Origin of the sequence: Bradyrhizobium sp. (assembly GCF_016462955.1) — a bacterium.
Taxonomy (GTDB): domain Bacteria; phylum Pseudomonadota; class Alphaproteobacteria; order Rhizobiales; family Xanthobacteraceae; genus Bradyrhizobium.
Genome location: NZ_JAEMSD010000767.1, coordinates 1 through 2,276 on the forward strand (window position 1 = coordinate 1; position 2,276 = coordinate 2,276).

Annotated in this window: 6 protein-coding genes; all 6 read right to left on the reverse strand. The window is 63.3% G+C overall.

Going from position 1 to position 2,276, the window contains the following annotated elements:
* Window positions 1-341: FHIPEP family type III secretion protein (locus JHD07_RS38080; protein WP_291631583.1), on the reverse strand; the 341-nt coding region annotated here is incomplete at its 3' end.
* 77 nt (window positions 342-418) lie between these two features.
* Window positions 419-685, reverse strand: coding sequence for a flagellar biosynthesis protein FliQ (fliQ, locus tag JHD07_RS38085; RefSeq protein ID WP_025034323.1), 267 nt, complete (start codon window positions 683-685; stop codon window positions 419-421).
* A complete protein-coding gene (flgD, locus tag JHD07_RS38090; protein WP_291631591.1) occupies window positions 682-1,101 on the reverse strand; it encodes a flagellar hook assembly protein FlgD in 420 nt (139 codons plus the stop codon). The genes fliQ and flgD overlap by 4 nt, the downstream gene beginning before the upstream one ends.
* A 14-nt stretch (window positions 1,102-1,115) precedes the next feature.
* Window positions 1,116-1,532, reverse strand: a complete 417-nt coding sequence (gene flbT / locus JHD07_RS38095) for a flagellar biosynthesis repressor FlbT (protein WP_291631593.1) — start codon at window positions 1,530-1,532, stop codon at window positions 1,116-1,118.
* Complete coding sequence (gene flaF, locus JHD07_RS38100) at window positions 1,532-1,876, reverse strand: flagellar biosynthesis regulator FlaF (RefSeq protein ID WP_291631595.1); 345 nt, start codon at window positions 1,874-1,876, stop codon at window positions 1,532-1,534. The genes flbT and flaF overlap by 1 nt, the downstream gene beginning before the upstream one ends.
* Before the next feature lie 69 nt (window positions 1,877-1,945).
* Window positions 1,946-2,276 (reverse strand): flagellin (locus JHD07_RS38105; protein WP_291631597.1); only part of this gene is annotated, 331 nt, incomplete at its 5' end.

Genomic DNA, 2,276 nt, shown 5'->3' on the forward strand with positions numbered 1-2,276 from the left:
AACTTCGAGAAGCCGGCGACGACGTGGCCGGCCGCATGTTCACCCTCGCCGCCCCGCGACAGGATCAGGCGCGTCGTCGCGATGTTCAGCGCCAGGCGCAGGATCGTGGCGATCAGCAGCACGGTCGGGAAAGCCGAGAAGTCGAGCGGCCGCTGAATCCACAGCGCGACCATCAGGATCAGCGCCGATAGTGCGATCGAGAAGGCGAGGCCGAGATCGATCAGGATCGGCGGAATCGGCAGGAACAGGATCGTGAGCATGGCCACGATGCCGGCCGCGAAGAATGCGTCCGCTCCGAGGCGGCGCGGATTGGGCAGGCTGGCAGCTAGCGTATCGGCCATGGGTCACCGGCAGAGGGGTCCGCCCATAATCTGCCGCGCAAAGCTTACGCGAGGGTGGTGGCAGGTCGCCGTCCGGATCAGAAGCCGCGTTCGATCCGCGAATAGACCATCTCGGTGAAGGTGGACAGATGCGCACCGATGAAAGAGCCGGAGACGGCAACGACCAGCAGAATCACGATGATCTTCGGAACGAAGGTCAGCGTCACCTCCTGGATCTGGGTCAGGGCCTGGATCAGCGCGATCACGGTGCCGACCAGCATCGCGGCGCCGACCGCTGGCCCGGAGGCGACGATGATGGTCCAGATCGCCGCCTGGACGATGTCGAGTGCGTCCCGCTCGTTCATGACTGGCTGATCGTGAGCCCCGGTCCGACCGCGACCTTGGTGCCGTCCTGAAGGGTCGCGATGGAGCCGTCGCTGTTGATGGAAACCGAGACGACCTTGCCGGAGAAGCTCGCGCCGGTAGAATCGGTGAAGCTCACCATCTTGCCGATCAGCCCGTTGGCCTGCGAGAGAGACTGCGAAGACAGCAGCGCGTCCAGTTTCGAATTGGTCTGCATCGCCTGCTCGACCGTCGAGAGCTGGGCAAACTGGCTCATGTACTCCGCAGTGTCCATCGGATTGGTCGGATCCTGGTTCTTCATCTGGGCGATGAGGAGCTGAAGGAACGTATCGTAGTCGACGGTACTGCTGGACGTCGTCGAGCTGGTGTCGGTCGAACTGGATCTGCTGGTGCTGTCGGTAGCGCTGGTGACGTTCATGTGTCTCTCCGCTGTCAGGCAGCCTCGAATGGTGAAACGGTGGCGGTGGCGGCGCCGGCCAGGATGGCCTGCTCCACCGGGAACAAGGCGCGGATCCGCTTGAGCGCCTCGAAATAGCGCGTCGCCTGGACCAGCTCGTCGACCGCGCCTAGCCCAGCCAGCATCTCGCCGTTCTCGCACACCGCGCACAGGGCCGCGTGATGCTGCGCGTAGAGCGCCGCGGCGTCGCGGACGTCGGTCGGATTCATCAGCATGAGCTGGACGATGAAATAGAGCTGCCGCAGTGCCGTGGTGGCGTCGGAAGCCTGCATGACCTGCCCTTCGAGCAGGAACATCACGTCGTTGACCAGCTCGACGGAGACCTTACGGTCCACGCGGAGCACCGCGCCGTTGATGTAGATCCGTTCGCCTGCACGCAAGGAGATCTTCATTAGAGCGCGTCTCGGATCAGCCGGTTGATTTCGATGAGCTGCACCACGTCGTTCGACCGCTGTTCGCGGAGACGGTCGGCTTCCTTGACCACCCACAAGCCGATCGAGATGATGTCGGCGCGCAGCTTGTCCGGCAGGCCGTTGTCCGGGTGGGCGAGATCCTCGATGAAGATCGTCCATAGCCGCCGCACATAGAGCAGGCTCTCGACCAGGTCCTCGAAACTGAAATGACCCGTCTGGATCCGCTCGAGCCGGTCGATGCCGAGGCTGAGCGCCTGCCGCTCGCGGGTGCGCGCCTCATATCCACTATCGTCAACGACTGCTTCATAGGCTTCAAACGTCATCAGGACCACTCTTCACGGAAGACCGAACAGCTGGACGAAGGTCTCGAGCCTCGACAAGGCGTCCCTGGCTCAGAGATAGTTGATGAGGCTGATCTTCTGGAGCTGCGAGGTGAGCGCCAGCGCCGTCTGAATCTGGGTCCGCAAGGTCTCGACCCGAACCGAGGCTTCGGTCGGGTCGACCGCTTCCATTCCGACGATCTGATTGTTCAGAATGTCCTGCTGCGTCTTGAGCTTCGCGGTCGCGGTGGTGACCCGCTGCTGGACCGTGCCGACGCTGCCGCCCAGCGCAGCGAGGTCGTTGATCGCCATGCCGACGAGGCCGATGGCCTTGTCCACGACGACCTGGAACGTCTCCTGGCTCAGGTTCACATTGCCGAGATCGGCCATCATGGTGTAGGCC

Excerpts from the sequence above, each read along its gene's own strand:
- fliQ (WP_025034323.1), bottom strand. The coding sequence starts at position 685 with ATGAACGAGCGGGACGCACTCGACATCGTCCAGGCGGCGATCTGGACC.
- flgD (WP_291631591.1), bottom strand. The coding sequence starts at position 1,101 with ATGAACGTCACCAGCGCTACCGACAGCACCAGCAGATCCAGTTCGACC.
- flbT (WP_291631593.1), bottom strand. The coding sequence starts at position 1,532 with ATGAAGATCTCCTTGCGTGCAGGCGAACGGATCTACATCAACGGCGCG.
- flaF (WP_291631595.1), bottom strand. The coding sequence starts at position 1,876 with ATGACGTTTGAAGCCTATGAAGCAGTCGTTGACGATAGTGGATATGAG.